We start from the raw sequence: 18,713 nt of genomic DNA on the forward strand, positions 1-18,713 counted from the left end.
CCGGAATGGGCGGCGCAGTCACTGCCACGCCCATTCCTAAAACTGCTGGCTTAACTCAGAACCAGGGGGACTCATCGACGGGCTGAAGCATCTCGATGCCGAACCACTTGAGCCACAGCTCATCGGTCACGCCCTTGCGCTGCAATTCGAAAACCGCGACGTTCAGCCAATCCTTCAGGTTGTCGCTATTCTTGGCGACGCCGATTGCGCAGTAGTAGACATCGACAGGCGTCTCGACGACGGACCATTCCACATCATGCTTGTTCATGTATTCGCCGACGAAATCCAGAACGTCGAGCATTGCATCGGCGCGCCCCTGCGCCAGTGCGCGCACCACATCAGGATAGTTGTCGAGCAGCAGAACTTCGGCCTGCGGTAGATTCTCCTCGATGAATTTGACGGGTGTGCTTCCGCGCACCTGCACGAAGGTCACGTCCGGCTTGTCCAGTTCCTTCCAGTCGCTGACGGCGTTTTCCTTGAGGGTCAGCACGCCGAACACTTCGGTATGCACCGGCAGGGTGAAATCGATGATCTTGGCGCGTTCGGGATTGCGGGTCATCGCGCCCATCACGATGTCGATCTTGCCGCTAGCGACAAACGGGATGCGGTCGGGCGAGCCGACTTGAACGACCTCCAGCGTAACGCCCAGCATATCCGCCAGCTTCTGCGAGTAGTCCACATCAAAGCCGGCGATCTCGTTTTTGTCGTCATACGTGCCGAGTGGCGCGAGGGTCGGATTCACGCCGACCTTCAAAGTGCCGGACGCCAGAATTTCATCCAGAGTGCGCGCGTCTGCCGCGCCGGGCGCCACAAGCGCAGTCGCCATTGTCGCCAAGGCGCCGGCCACCGCCAGTCGTTTCAGGAATTGGAACATTTTATTTTCCCCACTGTTTTATTGCTTTTTCATGATCGTGAATTAAGTTGCACGATAAGTGTGCAGTTTGTATACGAAACAAACACAAGTAAAGAAGTTTGTCTGTATGGCTGATCCGACCCCGCAGCATAGTGCGCAGATGGCCGCCCCCATCCACATCATGGTCGATGGCCGCGAGGTGGCGTGCAAGCTGGGTCAGACCGTTGCCAGCGCCCTGCTGATGCAGAGAGTTTACCTCTTTAGATCCAGCCCGAATGCACGCACTCCGCGCGGTCCTTTTTGTATGATGGGCGCTTGTCAGGAATGTGCAATTCGAATTGATGGATCAATCCGGCGCGCCTGTCAGGCCGAGGTTCAGGACGGGATGCGGGTGGAGTTGCTGGGGGCGGGCGCGCAATGAGCGTGTGCGGCGCTGGTGTCCGGCGATGCCCGGCTATTCCATGAACGACACCTATGATCTCATCGTGATCGGCGCGGGTCCGGCGGGCGCCGAGGCCGCGCTGGCAGCGGCGTCGACGGGTATGACTGTCGTGCTAATTGATGAGGGGCCTGCGCCCGGCGGGCAGGTGTGGCGCGCCCCGCGGACCGCATTGGCCAAGGACAAGCCCACCGAAACGGATCGCGCACGCGGGGATGATCTGCGTGCGCGTCTGGCCGCATCCTCGGTCGATATGCTGCCGCGCGCTCAGGTCTGGGATGTGCGGGCGGGATTTTCGGTGTCCTGCATTTCGCCGCAGGGTGCCCGCGTGCTAAGCGCTGCGAGGCTCGTCTTGGCAACCGGCGCGACCGAGCGGATATTCCCCTTTGAGGGCTGGACCATGCCGGGGGTATTTGGCCTTGCTGCGGCCACTGTGCTGATCAAATCCGAAGGCGCTCTGCCGGGGCGCGATATCGTTGTGGCGGGGCAGGGCCCGCTGCTGATCGCAGTTGCGGCCAAGGCACTGGCGCTGGGGTTGAGGCCGCGCGCGATCATAGATCGGGCAGGTTATGGTGATTGGGCGCGCGCGCTGATCGGCTTTGCCAATGTGCCGTCGATGGCGCTGCAGGGTGCCCGCTGGATGGCGCAGATCCGGCTGGCGGGTATTCCCATGCATCGCCATTGCGAGGTGATCAAGTCGTCGGGCGGTGACGGTCTGAGCGGCGTCACCATCCGTAGCCTGACCACCGGCGCGACGACCGAGATTGCCGCTGACACGCTCTATATTGGCAATGGCCTTGCGCCGGGAGATGACATTCATCGCCTGCTGGGCCTTGCGCAGCAACCGGACCGTCTGCGCGGCGGGTACAAGACGCTGTGCGACGCGGATCGCCGCAGCTCACTCGGAGGTCTCTATGTGGCGGGGGATGGAGCCGGAATTCACGGCGCACTGCCGTCGGCTGTGCAGGGGCGCTTGGCGGGGCTTGCCGCCGCGCTGGACCACGGCGCGCTGGGCGCGGCGCGCCATGATGCCGAGGCGCGCCCGCTTAGGCGCAAGCTGGCGCGCTACATTCGCTTTGCGGATGCCTCGTGCCGATTGATGCAATTCCCGGTCACTGCGCTGGACGGTGTGACAGAGGCCACGATCATCTGCCGCTGCGAGGATGTCACCGCCGGCGATATTCAGCACGCGATGGAGGACAAGGCGCGCGACATGAACCAACTCAAGCACTTTACCCGGCTGGGAATGGGCCCGTGTCAGGGCAAGATGTGCAGCATGAACGCGGCATGTCTGCTGCGCCGGCAAGCGGATCTGCCACCGGGTGATCTGCGCCTGACACCGCGCGCGCCAATCCGTCCCATCGAGATGGAGCAACTGATCGGTACCTTTGATTATGCCGATATTCCCGTGCCGAAACCGGCTCCTCTATGAGCGGGCAGCAGTATGATCTGGCCGTTATCGGCGGCGGCATTCAAGGGGCTGGCATTGCCCTGTTCGCGCAGCGCGCCGGACTGAAGGTGGTCCTGCTGGAGCGTGATGCGCTGGCGCGAGGTGCGTCGGGGGTCAATGCCGGCACGTTGACCATGCAAATGACCCGTGCGGCGCTGATCCCTTATGCGCTAAAGGCGCATGAGATGTGGCTGAAGGCGCCTCAATGGTTGGGTCATGACGTGGGCGTGGTTGCGTGCGATGGGTTATCGCTGGCCTTTACCGAAGCCGAAGAGCAGCTACTGGAGGAGCGCGGCACGGCCCGCAGGGCCGCAGGCGCCCCGATCAACCTGATCTCCGCCAGTGAGGCGTTGAAGATTGAACCCGGCATAAACCCCGATATCCGCATGGCCAGTCATTGCAGCATTGATGGCTATGCGAATGCCTATCTGACGGGCTTGGCCTATCACCGCGCCTTAACCGGGTCGGGCGTGGATCTGCGCGAATATACGCCTGTGTCCGGCGTCGAGCCGGCGGGCAGTGGATACGATTTGCGCGTCCCCGACGGGATCATTCACGCGCGGCAAGTGGCGCTGACGGGCGGCGTCTGGATCGAGCCGATGCTGGCATGGTTAGGCCTGCATGTGCCGATCAAAACGCTGGTCAACCAACTGGCCGTGACCGAACGAGCCGCGCCCCTGATGCGCACTGTGGTGGGTATTGCAAGCGGGCTTTTGTCGCTCAAGCAGTATCCTCATGGCACGGTCGTGATCGGTGGCGGCTGGCAGGGCGAGGGCTCGCGCGAGCAGAATTGCCACCGCTCCACCCATGCCAGCACAGTGGGCAACGCGCGCCTCGCGACACACGCCATCCCGGCGCTGCGCCACAGCCGGATCGTGCGCATTTGGACCGGCTTTGAGGCCGAGACGGCGGATGCCCTACCGGCGATTGGCCCGGTGCCTGGGTTTCCGGGGCTCTGGGTCTGCGGATCGGCGCATTCGGGCTACACCAGCGCGCCCTATATGGCGCGCTGTCTCACGCAGGCGATCCTCGGCGAAGAGCCGGAAATGCCGCTGTTTCCAATCGACCGATTGCTGGCGCGGCCTGATGCCGCCCCTCGATACAAAGAACAGGATTGCCAATGATACATTCTGAAACCAACGCCCTGCTGGATGTTCCTGGGCTCACCGGCATTCACGCTGCCACTATCTGCCCGCTGGCGCAGGACGGCGCCATCGATGCGGCCGAGCTTGCAGCGCATATCGGCGATATCGCGCATAAGCAGGGGATACGGGGCCTGCTGTTGAACGGTCATGCTGGCGAAGGGCATCTGCTGACTGCCGATGAGCGCCGCCTCGTGCTGGAGGTTGCGCGTAATTCTGCGCCCAGAGGCAGCTTTATCACCGCGGGCATCACTGCCGAAGGCACTGGCGCCGCCGCAGCAGATGCCGTGGCTGCGGCGCGGGCCGGGGCGGACGCGGTGCTGGTTTTTCCGCCAAATCACTGGGCGGGTGGCCGGGATGACGCCATCGTGGTCGAGCATCATCGCATAATCGCTCAGGCTTGCGGGCTGCCCGTGGTGCTCTACAAGGCGCCGCTGGCGGCAGGCCGGATGTCATATGGCGTCGATCTGATGTCGCGCCTGTGCCAGATCGACCAGGTCAGCGGCATCAAGGAGGGAGCCTGGGAGGTGTCGGCCTATGACGAACTGCGCCGCCGCATCAAGGCAGAGAGGCCCGGCGTGTCTGTCATGGCCTCGGGAGATGAGCATTTGATGGCCTGTTACCAACTGGGCACGGATGGCAGTCAGGTCTCGCTTGCCGCTATCGTGCCGGAGCGTGTGACCGAGCTTTATGATGCGGCCAAGGCCAAGGATTGGGATCGCACACTGGCCGCACATGAGGCGATCTATCCCCTTGCGGTCGATATTTACCGCCGCGCGCCGGATCATCTGGCCACGGCCCGGCTGAAGGCGCTCCTGAAGCTGATGGGCAAAATCACCAACGACCGCGTCAAGCGTCCCATGCGCCAACTTGAGCCCACCGAAATCGACGCCCTGCGCCGTGTCATCACTGCCTGAAAGGATTCAATATGCGACAATCGCTTGGCGAAAGCCGTTCCGCCTTCCACCCGCGTCATGCGCTGATCAGCCCTGACAGCCACGAACGTGTCCGCCTGCCGCTGTGGCCTGCATGTGAGTTGATCCACCTAATTACCCCGAACTTGGGCGCTGATTTTTCGATGTTTTTAGTGCATTCGGAAGAGGGTGCCCAGATCGGCGCGCCTCGCACCGGAGTGGAGCGCTTCGTGCTGCTTCGAAATGGTGCAGCGAAGGTGGCGATAGGTGGCAACGGCGCCGACGCGCTAGCTGAAGAGGGCTATGCGTACCTGCCTGCGGAATGCGATCATGAGATTGAAATTGCACCAAAATCAACGCTGATCGTATTAGAACGGCGTTACCTTGCAATGACCGGCGCCACCCTGCCACCTCCTTTGATCAGCAGGATCGGGGCCCACACGGCTGTACCAATGAAGGGTGACGAGCGGCTGATGCTGCAAAAGCTCATCCCGGAAGGGGCTGGCTTTGACATGGAAATCAACGTGATGGATTTCGCACCAGGGGCCAGCCTGCCCTATGTCGAGACGCATTTCATGGAACACGGCCTGATCTTGCTGAATGGCGGCGGCGTGTATCGACTGGATAATTCGTGGTATCCCGTCGACGCAGATGATGCGATCTGGATGGGGCCGTTTTGCCCCCAATGGTTCGGTGCGATCGGGCGTGGCAACGCGCGTTACCTCATCTACAAGAACTGGAATCGCGATCCTCTGGGGGCATAGCGTCGCCCGATCAAGCCCGGTGGCCAGCAGTTTGCCTGTCGCCGGGCCGCGACTGGCCTGCGCAATGCGTCAGCCGATCTGGTTCAGCGAGTAGGTAATCAGGCTTTGCAGATGGGCGGCGACCGCGTCGCGCGCGCGGGCGGGATCCTCGGCCTCCAGCGCATCCAAAATCTCGATGTGCTCAATGAAATCGTCTTGCACGCGCTGGCTGATATCGGTGATCTCATAAAGGCGGGTCGTTACACGCAGACGTTCTATGATATCGAACATCACCGCATTACTGCAGTTCCTGCCGTAAAGGCGATGCAATTGATCGTCGGAATCCCAATGCGCCTGTGTGTGTTCCGTCTTTTCACGGTGCAGGGTTTCGATCTCGGCGCGCACGGCGGACAGATCGGCCTGCCGTATTCTGCCGACGGCCAAACTCGCGGCAACCGGCTCGATCAGGTGGCGTATCTTCAGGCTTTGAATATATTCTTGCAGATCGACACTGCGTATCATGTAAGAACGGCCTGAATTCTTTTTAATTAGACCCTCACCTTCCAATCGCTGAAGTGCCTCGCGCAGAGGAGTGCGGGACACCCCCAGCTTTTCAGCCAAACGCTGTTCGATGATGACCTGACCGCTGGCCAGCGACCGCTGACGGATTAATTCCGTAATGCGCTTATGCGCGCTTTCGGACAGCACATCCTGCCCGATTTCCACCTTCCAATGCGGTTTGCTGTCTTGCATGCGGGTTCCTAAATGGTCTTGGAGGGGGGGGCAGAGGCTCGTGTCAGATAATGGCCGTCGCCGAGGGCCCCTTCAAGCTGGCCATCACGCATCATCACCTTGCCACGCAACATAACCATCACAGGCCATCCGCGCAGAGTCAGCCCTTCATAAGGCGAATAATCAGCGCCGTCATGCAGATCTTCGTGGCGAACGGTTTTCACCAGATCAGGATCCCAGATGGCGATATCCGCATCGGATCCAATGGCGATAGTGCCCTTTCGCGGGTAAAGTCCATAAGTCTTAGCATGATTTGTCGATGTAACGGCGACGAATTTGTGGATGTCGATGCGCCCCTTCATCACTCCTTCGGAGAACAGGATCGGCAGCCGCGTCTCCACTCCGGGAATCCCGTTCGGGATATATCGAAAATTCTTGGCGCCTTTCGGGTTTAGCTTACCGTCCTCGGACGCATAGCGAAACGGGCAGTGGTCCGATGAGAACAGATCGAATGTGCCATCCTTCAGCCCCTGCCAGCACGCCGCCTGCTCGGCCTCGTCGCGGGGCGGGGGGGAGCAAACGAATTTCGCGCCCTCCCAATCCATGCCCTCTAGATCCTTGGCCGTCAGCATCAGATATTGCGGGCAGGTTTCGGCGGTGACCTTCATGCCGCGCTGGCGGGCACGGCGGATCTCCTCGGCAGCGGCGCCGTTCGAGACGTGGACGATAACAATCGGCAGGTCGACGATTTCAGCCAGAGACAAAGCACGGTGCGTCGCCTCACGCTCGACCGGAATTGGCCTCGTGCTGGCGTGGGCGCGCGGCCGGACCTCGCCGTCTTTCTCATGCCGGTCGATCAGATAGCGGATCGCGTCCTCATTCTCGCAATGCACCATCATCGTGCCGCCGTGCCGGCGCGCGACATCGAATGTAGCCAGAAGCTCGGCATCGTTCAGGCGCAGATTCTCATAGGTCATGAAAACCTTGATTGATGTATATCCGTCCTCAATGGCGGCGGGCAATTGCTGGCCCAGCACTTGCGGACTGGGGTTTGCGACGATCAGATGAAAGGCGACGTCTGTATAAAGCTGCCCTTCGGTAAGCCCGCGATACCAATCGATAGCCGACCGCAGATCGCCGTCACGTTCCTGCAAACAGAACGGCATGATCGTGGTGTTGCCGCCGAACAGCGCCGAGCGTGTCCCGCTTTCAAAGTCATCGGCCATGACAATGCCGTCACCGGACGGCTGCGCAATATGGACGTGGCTGTCGATACCGCCAGGCAGCACCAATTTCCCTGTCGCGTCGATCGTCGTCGCTGCGGGGTCCGTCAGATCTATGGCGATGGCAGTTATTTGGCCGTTTTGGATTCCTATATCGGCACGCATTTGATCGGATGCCGTGACCACCGACCCGCCTTTGATGATGGTGTCGAAATTCACCTCTGCCGCCCTCCGCATTACTTGTCATATACTTATCAGGCACATTCTGTATACACAACGACGGCTGTGTGGCGGAGCTATCTGTACGACCACTTTTCGGTCACTATGGCGTTGGCAGTAGTTCAATTTTCTAAGGACAGCGGTAGGAGCGACCGAGGGGCACTGTCAGACGAAATCGACTTGAGGCGGTCAGGGGACAGTGTCAGATTGAACCAGCTTGAGACGGGCAGGGCGGTCCCGTAGCGTTTGAGGATGACAAAACACAGCCCTTTTCGCTATTTCAAGACGTCGCCTGAAATCATCCGGCTTGCCGTGATGCTGTATGTGCGGTTCCCGCTTTCGCTTCGCAATGTGGAAGATCTGTTGCACGAACGTGGCATCGAGATCAGCCACGAGACCGTCCGTTTCTGGTGGAACAGATTTGGTCCAATGTTTGCATCTGAAATTCGCAGAAAACGGATCGACCGGATGCGATCTTACTCGAACTGGCAATGGCACTTGGACGAGGTCTTCGTAAAGATTAACGGTGAGATCCACTACCTTTGGCGGGCTGTGGATCATGAAGGTGAGGTGCTGGAAACTTACGTCACGAAGCGCCGGGATCGCAAAGCGGCATTGAAATTCCTTATAAAATCAATGAAGCGGTACGGCCAGCCGCAGATCATTGTGACTGATAAACTTCGGTCATACGGCGCCGCGATGAAGGTTATCGGCAATTCCGGTAAGCAGGAAACAGGTCGCTGGCTGAACAATCGCGCTGAGAATTCGCACCAGCCATTTCGAAGGCGAGAACGGGCCATGGCTCTGTCAGAGCAAAATTGATTGAGGCGGGGAGGGCGAGCACTTAGCGTCGCGGGATGACAAAACGCAGCCCCTTTCGTTACTTCAAGACCAGCCCAGAGATCATCCGTCTGGCCGTCATGATGTACGTTCGATTCCCGCTTTCGCTTCGGAACGTGGAAGACCTTCTGCACGAACGCGGCATCGACATTAGCCACGAAACGGTTCGATTTTGGTGGAACAGATTTGGCCCGATGTTTGCCGCCGAAATTCGCCGCAGACGGGTTGATCGAATGCGGTCGGGGACACACTGGCAGTGGCACTTGGATGAGGTGTTCGTGAAGATCAACGGCGAGACGCACTATCTTTGGCGGGCTGTGGATCACGAAGGGGAAGTCCTGGAAAGCTTTGTCACAAAGCGCCGTGATCGCAAGGCAGTATTGAAATTCCTCAGGAAAACCATGAAACGCCATGGTCGCGCACATATTTTCGTCACCGACATGCTGCGTTCCTACGGCGCGGCACTGAAGGTCATCGGCAACGTAGACAGACAGGAAACCGGCCGATGGCTCAACAACCGGGCTGAGAATTCACACCAGCCAGTTCGAAGGCGAGAACGGGCCATGCTTCGGTTCAGGCGTATGCGAAGTTTGCAAAAATTCGCCGCCGTTCACGCTTCCGTCTACAACCACTTTAATCATGAACGCAGCCTCTCAAGTCGACCCTATTTCAAGCTGAATCGCGCCGCTGCTCTTGCCGAGTGGCGCCAGCTCGGCGTGGCATAGCAGGCAGGCTCGCCACCCTTGCAGAGACGAGTTCGAATTGGTCTGACAGCAACACTGGCCATGCTGCCGGAGGGCTCGGAGATCGCGGAGATGCTGGCGGACTACGCTGTGATGCGAGATCAGGTTCGAGCGTGCCGCCAAGAGTGAGACGGTTCAGTTCAAATCCGCCGGAACTTGCTTTATGGCACCCACATGAACTGCAAGCTGGAAAAGAACGACGCCGCCCGCGCTCCGACGCGCACCGACTTGGGGGCAGGTTTCCCGGTCGCGAGCACGACGAACGTCCTGACCCTCACGCTCCTCGCCGCGCCGAAGCACCGAGATCGGCGTCCGGGTTGTCGAGGAGGTGAGCGGTGTGGTGGTCGAGCCCGTGCTCGACACCGACATCCCCGCCGCGACCCAACTCCTGAGCCTGCGCAATTACATGAACAGCGGAGCAACGGCGGCCGCGGTCGACTACGATTGCTCGGGGGTTTATATCGAGACGGATTAGTAAAGGCATAGCACTATTACTTTTTCAGCCTCTAGAACTGTTTCGGAACGACCACACCTTCCTCCTAGTGGATATTTGGACTGACACCATCTCTCCTTGACCGTTCAATTTGCGATTTAATTTTGTCAAACTCACTGTTGCAGTAAGTCCAGCAATTATTAGTTGGCAGGCTGTAACTATGGGGAACTAAGTTTTGTGATCTAAAATAGTTGGCAATCGCTAAGTCCTCGTACGGCGATGTCACAAATCTTTCCACCGGTAACTCAATCCATCTGGCATCAGTGTCGGAAATAGTCCAGCCGGATGGATCTTCATTTGAAAAACTTACAAGGCCAGAGGAAGAAGAAGATAGGAAGCTAAGTTTCCCAGCAATCCCACTGGGAACCAGTGATACCCCTCCAATCACCTTCCCGGTTCCGTCTCTTACTACCAACCTGTGATGACCCAACCCAACCGCCGGTGAAGATGTCAATTCGTGAACAAGGTCGTTGAACGAGTAAGAGAAGATGCCAAGTGCAGCGCCATTAGCAAACTTTCCTCCGTTCAACTCAGCAACCGTTCCTCCCACGACCGCTGCTCGCGCAGAGTTGGCCGCGGTGCCGTTGAAATCCGCATAAATACTCGATGCTTTCGTCGCTGCAGTCGCAATAAAGCCCCTCCAAAAGTCACCGCCCTCTATTGATGCTTTGGCACCCCCCACTACGCCATGAGCTGCCATGGAACCGACCTCGGATGCGGTGGTCATTTGATTTGCGGGTCCAAAATACGTTCCTACCTGAGCGAAGGCCGCACCAGAAATTCCACCGATCACAGCACCCTTGATCGCGGCTCCTATGATGTCATCGGTACTACCGCCATAGAGAGCAGCACCTAGCGCACCTCCGGCGGCGCCAGCGGCCATGCCGCCCAATATTCCCGCCGCAAGCGGACTCAAGGCAGGTGTTGCCGCGCCAACTGTAACGACGGAGACCACAATTACTACGGCAACGACAACGACTGTTCGCCAGTTCTCATGGAACCACTTCTCGACCTCTCCGGCGAAGTGGGTGATGCCGTTCCAGATAGCTCCAGCGGCGCCTGAAATTGCGTCGCCGATCCCGCCAACGAAATCGCTGATCCAACCTAGCCCTGTTGGATCAATGTAGCGAAGTGGGTTATTCCTTGCATACGCATAGCCGTTGCCAGACTGTGTGTCATTGGCCATTTGATTGATTGGGTCAACCGAAAGGAACTTCGCAAGAATGGGATTGTAGACGCGCCCATTCATGTGAATCAAATTGAACGAATCCAGTTGCTCGTGGCCGGTAAAGCCTCTTGAGACGTCATCGTGATCCGAGCCTGAACTTAAGCCCCAGGCATCGAACCAGAACCGTTCCTGCACCTTGCCCTTCGCATCGGTCACGCGAAGTATGGAGCCCAACTGATCGTTCGAGAAGTAGCGCCCCACTCGCTCGGTTCGCTTCCCGTAGAAGAAGCGAGCAGGATCTGAGTCAGGGTTGTAAAGAAGGTTGTTTGCGTAGTGCTCGTTGGTCTCGACTACGCCGATAATCTCCGACCCGTTGGAGATATAGTTTCGTCCAACTATTGACCGCTCGAAGCCGGTGAAATTGTCCGGGCGCAGGAAGTCGAAATTCCTGAAAGGTGAAAAGTCGATCACCCTCTCATAGAGGCCGACGTAGATCGTCTCTCGGTATTGCCCGCTTTCCCTGCTCGACTGGCGAAAACGATCGCCGTTGGGGCCGTAGTCAAAGCGCATCCACTTGAAGGAGTCATGGTAGGCAAGCTTCAGGCGGTTGTCCGATGTGTACTCATATGTCACGCCCGGCGCCGCGCGCATATTCCCGTTCTCGTCGTACTGATAGCTCCGCGTGCCCGAACCTTTTTCGGTCCGAAGAACCGCATGATAGGGCTGAAAGACGTCGCCTTGGCCACCGTCTTGGGGCTTGGCATAAGTGATTTCGCCGAGGCCGGATTTGTAGTTCATCCTGCCCGCGGCATCGTATCTGAATTCGCTGACACGACCATTCGCCTCGGAAGTCTGGTTCAGTCGGTTCAACACATCGTAGGTGAAGGTCTCCTTGCGGCGGTCCACGGTTTCGTTGCGAGAGGTAAGGTTTCCTATGAGGTCGTAATCCAGGGTGAGGTCCAGGACTCTTTTGCCCGCGCCATTTACTGCACTGATCTGATCCAGCCTCTGATCATCCTGCCCGTATGTCTTCGTTGTGACGACCCCATTGCCGAACTCCTCTTTCGTGATGCGTCCGAAGGCGTCCATCTCTTTGGCCGCCCAGAAGGCGTGATCATCTCTTGGATCAATGACGGATGTGAGAAATCCCTTTTCATCGAAAACGTTCTGTACAGCGAACAGGTTGGGGTAGGTGATCTTCTCGACCCGGCCGTATTTGTCGTAGTCCAGCGACGTGGAGAAATGCTCATTACCGACGATCACCGAGTCGACACTCAGTCGGCTGAGCTCGTCGTAGAGGAAGCGCTCGCTGTATCCATTTGAACTCGAAGCAGAGGCTATCAAGCCGATACCGTGGGCAGCCTCATCATAGGTCCATGTCGATACGACGTCACCGGAGACTCGGGTTTTCGGCCGACCCAACAAGTCGTACTCGAGCGCAGTACGCTGACCTTTGGCGTCAGTCTGCGCAGTCGGTCGCCCAAAGGCATCGTACTCATATGTCCAGACCCCTAAATCCGGGTCGGATACCTGCACGCGGTTCCCGAATTCGTCATAGCTGTAGATCGTCTCGGCTCCGGTCGGACCGAGCATCGCGGTCTTGCGCCCACCGGCGTCATACGTGAACGAGACCTTGCCGAGAGCGTCGGAAGATTCGACAATCTGCTTTCTCATGTTCAGCGTTGACGTGGTTATCTGGTTCAGTCCGCCCGGTCTGTAGAGCCCCTCCTGGAATTGGTGACCGCAAGAGAAAAGCTGCTGTCCGTTGGAGTGTTGCCCCGAAAGTTGAGACGTCGGATCGACGACAACCGTCACTTTTGCCCCGCCTTCGGGCGCGCTCGTATATACCGTTTCGGTGCGGAGGCCGTTGATCGCGGTCGAGGCGCATGCCCGCCCCAAGTCATCGTATTCCGTAAACGTCCAGGACGGCGGCGCCGAGGCATCGTGCGGAAGTGACGCGGCTACAATTCTTCCGAGCGAGTCATACCGCGCTTCCGTGAACACATACCGGGCTGCCGTCGGATCGACCGTGAAGGCGTCGGAAACGCGACGCAGTTCTCGGCCCTTTGCGTCGAAGAGCGCCCACGTCGCGGGAAGGCCTTCGATCTCTGTGCGGACTGCATATCGAACAGGGGCTGACAAACCTAAAGCAATGCTATGGACGCCATCGTAGACGGGCAAAGCTCCGGCAGTCCTCGCGTCGACCAGGTCGGTGCGAGTGATAATCCCGGACGGCGCGGTCTGCTTGGTCAACCGCCCAAATGCATCGTATTGATATGCGATCTTCAGCCCATTGGGGTCGACAGCGACAAGCGGCTCACCAGAGACCGGATCGGTCTCCAGCCTGGATCTGTGCCCAAGAGGGTCAACGGAGGCCGTGATGAATCTAGAGAAGCGATCACCGTACTCGTAGACGAATGCCTGATCGGGAAACCTGTCAGTAGCAATCGTCTTGCCAACAATGTTGCCAAATCTGTCATGCTTGTAGGTGGTTCGAATTTCTCGACTTGTGTCGCAGTTCGCTACTTCCCGATTTAACAGGCCGGTCTCAGAATTATAATCAAAGCACGCTGTTTTTGTCTCGGAGACTCGGTCAGGCCCAGAACCGACCAGATCACCCTTCTTGGTTACCGTACTTGAGACAAGTCGCCCGAGAAGCCACTTTGCTGGATCATCAGAGTATTCGCTGGTTGTCTGCGTACTGGAGCCGTCCGCAAGTGTGGTTAGGACACTGACCACATTTCCGTGCCGCTCGAGTATTTTTCCGGCATCATACTCAAATTCGCTGGTCTCATTGGAGACTAGATATCCATCAACTTCGTAGGTTCGCGTTACTTGCGACGCGATTGCGACCTGCCGGATTATCCGCCCGCTTAAAGGGCCATTATTCTTGCCTTGGCCGCATTCTGCTCCTGGTAACTTGAGCTCATTAACGTTGCCATTGAGGTCCCCCTCGAAAACTGACCAACAGGTGGAAGTGTCAGAAATCTTGTAGCCCCAGTCGAATTGCACGGTGGCGCCCTGTGGGCAGAGATCGGTCGGGAACGGTGTGACTGGGACGCTTACACCGCTTGCCTCGCCCCTTATCGCCTCCAAGGCCGATAGATCTACAGTGCATGAAGTTTCGTTCGTAACCCCCGGATGCGCTCGAGCATCCTGCAACATCTCTTGACGGGTTAATACCCGACTAAACTCATTCAGGCTCTCCCTCCATGCGAAGCCAAGCGGCCTGCTGGCGTCCGCATCAACTTGGTACTTGCCGTACCGATAGTCGACTGTAGCTGGGGCAAGCCCGTCCGCTGCATCTACAACCACCTGCCGCACCACATATGTCGTTGGCACCGGCGCAACTCGTGGGTAGTCATCTGGGATTTCCCGTTCAAACGCACGCCAACCAAGTGGGTTTGCGACGACGCCAGACGCTTGATCAGAACCGTCCCGCTCGAGAAGAGTCTGATAGCGGACCTCAGTCCTGATCCCGTAGCCGTCCGTGACGCTAGCTAGTATGTCGGCGCGGCGGGCACGGTTGGTGTAGACTTCCTGCAGTCCACCTTCGAAGGACGCGACGATATCGGTTAGGCCCTTCCCGGTGACGCTGAGCAAGCGGACACCCTGATCCACACCATCCTTATCCGTGAAAACCAGCCCGGGAGGGACAAGGTTGTCCGCCCGCTTGCTCCACCCGTTCCCGTCATTTAGTACGAGCCCGCGATCTTCACTGCCGTCGGCCTTGGCGGGGCGCATCCATAGAAGGTCTTGATATCCATCCCCGTTGACATCGACCAATCGGAATCCTGGATCTCCGTCCAAGGTCGAGATCGCGGCCGCTGGAACTTGCCAAGCAGGGGACAATGTCCATCCTCTTCCTGTGCCTAACCAAGTCTTGGACGCACTCGGCGAGGCGCCATCCGTCGTGATGATGTCCGGCAGGCCGTCGCCGTTGACGTCGCTCCATTGGACGAGGGTTCTCGGCTGTCGGTAAACCACGTCGAGCGCCTGTGGAACCGTCATCGATGATGCCCGCCAACCCGTTCCTGTATTCATCCATACGCCGCTGACGACTTTGGGGGGCCCGGGGTGCGGAAGGTCCGGCTCGGTGAAATTCGCCACGAGATCCGGTAATCCGCTTCCATCGACATCGGTCATCTGAACATACAGATCGATGGCGGGGTCGGTCGAAGAAGTTAGCTGCGTTACAAAGGGAAGTGGAGGTGCATACTGTGGAGCCTCACGCCACATGGTTCCGTCGAAGCTGAATGCACTGAGAACTGCCGGACCATCCGCAACACACTTCGTGGTGAGATTTGGAAAGTTGCCGACGACTCCAACTTGGCACGGTCCGCGACGCCCAATTAAGACTCCAATTCGGTCGGAGCTTAGTTTCGCAAATCTCACGCCTTGATCGCCGATCCCCTTCCTTGAAAATGGAAGCACGGATTGTGGCGGAATGTACTTCGAGTACTTAGTGGGGTCAGACGCTGCGTCTACCCAAGTTCTACCTGCGGCCGCGCCCGTTGAGTCGAAGTACTCCTTGTTGAAGTAGATCTTGGTTACGACTGATGAATCCTGATAGCTGTAAAGCAAGTCAGTGTATCCATCGCCGTCCAAATCGAGAAACTGAACAGGATTTCCCGTGATCTGGGATCCTGAAAACGGTACCGGGGGGCACAGGCCTACTCTCATGGCTGGATTTGGATCCGAGAGGTCAAACGGAACTGATGAGTTCGTGCAGACACCCGGGGCCGGGACCCACCCCCTAGACGTGTTCTGGTATGCCCCCGTTTCGAGATATGTCTTACCCGACCGCGTTACTAGTCGACTGAAGATTGCGTCTGGTAAGCCGGTGCCGTGGAGATCGATGAATCGGACACCTAGATCTTGTTTGTCCCGTGCTGCGAACGGTATTGGCGGGGCAAACGCAGCTTGTTCTTCGAACGAACTGCCGTCGTTTGTGAAGAATTTTCCGAACTGGCGGTTTGTTCCCGCAACGTCCGCGGCTGCAACCCGCTGATCGTTCAAGATCGCGATGTCACTTCCGCCTTGGCCGACGATTGGCCCCACAAAGGATGTTACAGGCTGGGTTGGGTCGTTGCTTGCGACGAACGACGCAAGCTTGAATTGCTGACTTTCGTCGTGCCAGATCTGATCATCTTGGCTATAGACAAAAGAAATGGAGCCACTCGGTGTTTTTGTGCTGGCCAGGATTCCATCGAAGCCGTCGCCCTTCAGGTCCAGCACCACGGCCTTGGATGGGGTGCCATCCGCACTCACCAAATCGAAAGGCGGGACTTTCGATGAAACTTCAAGCCAGCCGTCTTGGGATGGCAGGAAAGCTCCTCGGAAGCCTGCTCCCTCGGCCGTAGCTACGATGAGTGCGGAGCACTGTGACGCTGGGCCATTTAGGCGAACTTCTCTCACTGCCGCGGGGTTGGTGCTGGCAGGGAACGGAGGAAGAAATTTTGCATCCGTCTCTTCTTCCCAGCCACCCGATCCAAACCGGTAGGCCTTCCAAGAGGAGGAGCCGTCCGGAAGGACGACAACGCCTACTAACGCCGGCGGCCCCCCCGAGCAATCCAGATCAATGAGATAGGTGCGGTCGTCGATGGAAATAGGTGGGAGATAGTCAGCCCGCTGGCGCCACCCGGAACCGGGGCCCAGGTTTTGCAGGAACCCGCGGCTTCCTTCCGACTCGTAGATCAGGTCAGGCCCTGCACCTCCCGTCCAGCTACCCGTGAGATATTTCGCAGTGACATGCCCATCTCGGGTCAGAATGAACGGTAGATTGTACTCGGGGTGTTGTTCGAATGTTGTCGCACCCGGAAGATAAGAGGACTTGCTCTCTTGAGACCCAATCATATTGCTCTGGAGGACAGCTGCGCGTCCACTGCCGTCGACATCGAACAAAGCGACCCCAAGATCGGTCCCGTCTTCAGAAACAAAGGGTACTGGAGGCTCGAAGTCGAACTGCGACGTTACTCCTGGACTGGTGGCGCTCTTGCTGGCTGGGCTCCAAGGCTGTCCGCCCGCCGTCCAAGAGGCTGGGCCGTTGTTCTGGAATGCATAGGCGACTTTCTTCCCATCTACTTCGACCGAAAACAGCAAGTCCCGACCGCCCGTTGAACCCGGCGCAAAATTCGCAAACCGGTAACCGCTTGCAACCTTGTCGGAAGCCGCCAGAATCAGTCCCGACGGTATAGAAATGGCATTCTTGTCCCAGCCCAAGGCTGGGGTTGTGTAGCTGAAATTGGTGGGTTCGATTTCCGTTACACCGTCCGACCCGAACATTCGGACTATTTTCAGAACAAAGCGGCTGGCCGTGTCAACTGAGTCGTACTCAAGCTTATAGTGTGCAACTTGAGTTACTGCGCTCCCGCCAAGTGCTATATTTTCAGGGCATGAAAACGTACTGTCAATGTATTCATCTGAGACGCACGAGTAGACATCCGTAAGTTTCTGGTCTTTCTTCAGGCTTTGACCACCAACGTATACCTCTAGTGGGCGAGGCGCGGCGGTGTACCGAAAGGTTATTGCCGCAAAGAATCCCCTGTCCACGTGCAAAAGCGACTTTTCATCAAATCTTCCGTGGCCAGTGTAGTAAATGTTCCTTATATTGTAATCGCCTAGTCCATTCTTCTGGTAGCGGAACTGTATGAAATTTCCGACGGTGTCAGCAGCTATGCTTTCCGCGAAGGCCAACACTGCGCCGTTACTCAAGTGAATGGTTGCATCGAGATCGGGACTTGCCGGATCGCCTATTGTGAGAATCTCGGGATTTCCAAAAATTAGCGTTACGCCGCCCTTCGTTCGGACTCGAAAATATGAATGGTTTAGATCGGGTCCGTACTGAACAATCTCAGAAAAGTCGTCGTCTACTTTCCGGTACTCAAGGGTCCTAGAACTGCCGGTCCCTACCGCCGGACCGATCGGCAAAATCCTTTGACCGTCCAGATAAAGGGCATCGTCGTCATCAAGGTTTATCGCGCCAGCGGCACCGTCTACAAATTGGTCTTTCGGTCCCCGCGTGATCGCCGAAATCCCCGATATGGACCATCCGGCGCCAAGCGGCCCTCCAAAACTTTGACTGCTATAGGCGAGTTGAATTTTCGGTTGTGTCCCAGCGGTTCCTGGGGCGATTTTTATCGGGATCGAGTAGCTGGAACTACCGTTCAAGGTTACGTCCAAGGCGCCCGGAATAGCGCCCACTAACCGCTCTTCCGCCGCTGCACCTTGTGCAAGCACAAAGAAAATTACTGTAATCTGTAAAGCAAGCAGGGCAAGCAAGCGCATTTCACTTCTCCCCAAGTATCTGATCATAATCGCACGCCGCATAAACGAGTCAAGATCCTACTCGCGGTCGGCGGATGCCAAGACAGCGGTTTTCTTGATCTGGTAGCCTCTGGCAGTGTTGCCGCTTTGGTGCCGGTCGACGTTTTGGAACGGCGCTCGTCGGGCTTGCCTTCAAAACTTATATAGATAATTCAGTGATTTGCGGCCTGGAGAAGGTTGTCTTTCAGGCCCATCCCCTCCGCCACAAACCATTCGCGAACCCGAGATGAGGCCCCTATGAAGGCCTTTTTTTCTTTTTGTTACAAAGGGGTTTAGCGGAGCCATCCGACTTTCGGAGACTGGCCGTTGGCCCGAAATTGGTCTCCGAACGCCCCGCGTCTCCTTTCACCCGCCCTTCACCCAAATCGAGACGCATTCAAAACTGTTTGTCTTTTCAGATGCTTGCCGAAAATGGATTGCGCCGATGT

General features: G+C 57.7%; 11 protein-coding genes and 1 pseudogene. 8 read left to right on the forward strand and 4 right to left on the reverse strand.

The window, feature by feature from the left end; translation table 11 throughout:
• Positions 1-55 precede the first annotated feature (55 nt).
• On the reverse strand, positions 56-874 hold the full coding sequence (locus MK6180000_RS03135) for a transporter substrate-binding domain-containing protein (RefSeq protein WP_138933412.1): 819 nt from the start codon (positions 872-874) through the stop codon (positions 56-58).
• 106 nt (positions 875-980) lie between these two features.
• Between MK6180000_RS03135 and MK6180000_RS03140 the strand changes: the two genes are divergently transcribed.
• The 5 genes from MK6180000_RS03140 to allE are packed head-to-tail and all read left to right on the forward strand — an operon-like array spanning position 981 to position 5,562.
• Positions 981-1,274 carry a (2Fe-2S)-binding protein gene (locus tag MK6180000_RS03140; protein WP_138933413.1) on the forward strand — a complete coding sequence of 98 codons (294 nt, stop codon included), beginning with the start codon at positions 981-983 and terminating at the stop codon, positions 1,272-1,274.
• 40 nt (positions 1,275-1,314) lie between these two features.
• Positions 1,315-2,724: an FAD/NAD(P)-dependent oxidoreductase gene (locus MK6180000_RS03145; protein ID WP_171054516.1), complete on the forward strand. Its 1,410-nt coding sequence runs from the start codon at positions 1,315-1,317 to the stop codon at positions 2,722-2,724.
• Positions 2,721-3,866: an NAD(P)/FAD-dependent oxidoreductase gene (locus tag MK6180000_RS03150; RefSeq protein ID WP_138933415.1), complete on the forward strand. Its 1,146-nt coding sequence runs from the start codon at positions 2,721-2,723 to the stop codon at positions 3,864-3,866. Before MK6180000_RS03145 ends, MK6180000_RS03150 begins: the two co-directional genes overlap by 4 nt.
• The gene (locus MK6180000_RS03155) at positions 3,863-4,801 is read left to right on the forward strand and encodes a dihydrodipicolinate synthase family protein (RefSeq protein ID WP_138933416.1); all 939 of its coding nucleotides are present in this window, start codon (positions 3,863-3,865) and stop codon (positions 4,799-4,801) included. The genes MK6180000_RS03150 and MK6180000_RS03155 overlap by 4 nt, the downstream gene beginning before the upstream one ends.
• Before the next feature lie 11 nt (positions 4,802-4,812).
• Positions 4,813-5,562, forward strand: coding sequence for a (S)-ureidoglycine aminohydrolase (allE, locus tag MK6180000_RS03160; protein ID WP_138933417.1), 750 nt, complete (start codon positions 4,813-4,815; stop codon positions 5,560-5,562).
• Positions 5,563-5,631: 69 nt separating this feature from the next.
• Here the strand turns inward: allE and MK6180000_RS03165 are convergent, their stop codons facing one another.
• Both MK6180000_RS03165 and hydA read right to left on the reverse strand, forming a co-directional pair.
• Positions 5,632-6,294, reverse strand: coding sequence for a GntR family transcriptional regulator (locus MK6180000_RS03165; RefSeq protein ID WP_138933418.1), 663 nt, complete (start codon positions 6,292-6,294; stop codon positions 5,632-5,634).
• A gap of 8 nt (positions 6,295-6,302) precedes the next feature.
• Positions 6,303-7,715 carry a dihydropyrimidinase gene (gene hydA, locus MK6180000_RS03170; RefSeq protein WP_246040413.1) on the reverse strand — a complete coding sequence of 471 codons (1,413 nt, stop codon included), beginning with the start codon at positions 7,713-7,715 and terminating at the stop codon, positions 6,303-6,305.
• Positions 7,716-7,967: 252 nt separating this feature from the next.
• Here hydA and MK6180000_RS03175 point away from each other — a divergent pair.
• From MK6180000_RS03175 to MK6180000_RS20560, 3 genes and pseudogenes are all read left to right on the forward strand, one after another.
• A pseudogene (locus MK6180000_RS03175) lies at positions 7,968-8,516 on the forward strand (IS6 family transposase); the annotation flags it as partial.
• A 56-nt stretch (positions 8,517-8,572) separates the two neighbouring features.
• The gene (locus MK6180000_RS03180; RefSeq protein ID WP_138933421.1) at positions 8,573-9,280 is read left to right on the forward strand and encodes an IS6 family transposase; all 708 of its coding nucleotides are present in this window, start codon (positions 8,573-8,575) and stop codon (positions 9,278-9,280) included.
• Positions 9,281-9,635: 355 nt separating this feature from the next.
• On the forward strand, positions 9,636-9,773 hold the full coding sequence (locus MK6180000_RS20560; RefSeq protein ID WP_246040414.1) for a hypothetical protein: 138 nt from the start codon (positions 9,636-9,638) through the stop codon (positions 9,771-9,773).
• Positions 9,774-9,837: 64 nt separating this feature from the next.
• Here MK6180000_RS20560 and MK6180000_RS03190 read toward each other — a convergent pair whose 3' ends face one another.
• Positions 9,838-18,246 carry an RHS repeat-associated core domain-containing protein gene (locus tag MK6180000_RS03190; RefSeq protein WP_171054517.1) on the reverse strand — a complete coding sequence of 2,803 codons (8,409 nt, stop codon included), beginning with the start codon at positions 18,244-18,246 and terminating at the stop codon, positions 9,838-9,840.
• Between the last annotated feature and the right edge of the window lie 467 nt (positions 18,247-18,713).

Origin of the sequence: Roseovarius arcticus (assembly GCF_006125015.1) — a bacterium.
GTDB classification, from domain to species: Bacteria; Pseudomonadota; Alphaproteobacteria; order Rhodobacterales; family Rhodobacteraceae; genus Roseovarius; species Roseovarius arcticus.